The organism is Chloroflexota bacterium, assembly GCA_015478725.1.
GTDB lineage: Bacteria > Chloroflexota > Limnocylindria > Limnocylindrales > CSP1-4 > C-114.
This window is the reverse complement of sequence record JADMIG010000132.1, coordinates 1-1,260: the sequence shown is the minus strand read 5'-3', so window position 1 is coordinate 1,260 and position 1,260 is coordinate 1. Positions and strand designations below refer to the sequence as shown.

General features: G+C 71.0%; 1 pseudogene. It reads left to right on the top strand.

The features are described from left to right. Positions 1-75 precede the first annotated feature (75 nt). Positions 76-1,219, top strand: a pseudogene (locus IVW53_16105) (IS630 family transposase). The last annotated feature ends 41 nt before the right edge of the window (positions 1,220-1,260 follow it).

Here is a 1,260-nt window from a genome sequence, read left to right as displayed (position 1 = left end):
CTAAGTACACATCTTCGCAACTCCATAGACGTATGAGGCCATCGCAGCTACCATCCCTCTCGGAAGGAGGGACGGATGTCGCGACGGAGTCCGTACCGGATCAAGTTGACGAACGGCGAGCGGGAGACCCTGGAGGGCACGCTCCGCCGACCGAGCGCCAGCCAGGCGGCCGTCCAGCGCGCGCGGATCGTGCTGCTGGCGGCCGATGGGCTGCGCAACGACGAGATCGCGGCGCGCTGTGGGATCGTCCGGCCGACCGCGAGCAAGTGGCGCAAGCGCTTCTTCGAGGAGCGCGCGGCGGGCCTCGCCGATCGCCCGCGGAGCGGCCGACCGCGGGCCTTTTCCCCCTCGGGTGGTGGTCGAGATCAAGGCTCTCGCGTGCGCGCGGCCGACCGACCTCGGCCTCCCCCTCTCCCGCCTGTCCGTCGCGCAGATCGCCCGGGTCGCCGTCGCCCGCGACATCGTCGCGGCGATCAGCACGACGACCGTCTGGCGCTGGCTGCGCGAGGACGCCCTGAAGCCCTGGACGTACCGGAGCTGGATCTTCCCGCGTGACCCCGACTTCGAGCGCAAGGCCGGGCGGATCCTCGATCTCTATGCCGGGCGCTGGCAGGGCGAGCCACTGCGACCCGACGAGCACGTCGTCTGCGCCGACGAGAAGACGAGCATCCAGGCCCGCGCCCGCATCCATCCGGGGTCGCCACCCGGACCCGGCCGGGCCGGCCGGGTCGAGCACGAGTACGAGCGCCGCGGCGCGCTCGCCTACTTCGCCGCCTGGGACGTCCACCGGGCCCAGGTCTTCGGGCGCTGCGAAGCGACGACCGGGATCGTCCCCTTCGGGCGGCTCGTCAGCCAGGTCATGCGCCAAGAGCCGTACGCCTCGGCCCGGCGGGTCTTCTGGGTCGTCGACAACGGCAGCTCCCATCGGGGCGCGCGGTGCGAGGCCCGCCTCCGGGCGCGCTGGCCATCGATCACGGTCGTCCACACGCCGGTCCACGCGAGTTGGCTGGACCAGGTCGAGATCTACTTCTCGATCGTCCAGCGCACGGTGCTCGACCCGAACGACTTCGCCTCGCTCGCCGAGCTCGAGGCACGGCTCCTCGCCTTCGGCGAGCACTACAGCGCGGTCGCGACGCCGTTCGAGTGGCGCTTCACCCGGCTCGATCTCCACCGCGTCCTGGCCGGGCTGCGGCCGACCGCAGAGGCGCAGGCTGCGTGAGTCGATCTTACGTTCACGCACTTGAGAATCGGTGTACTAAG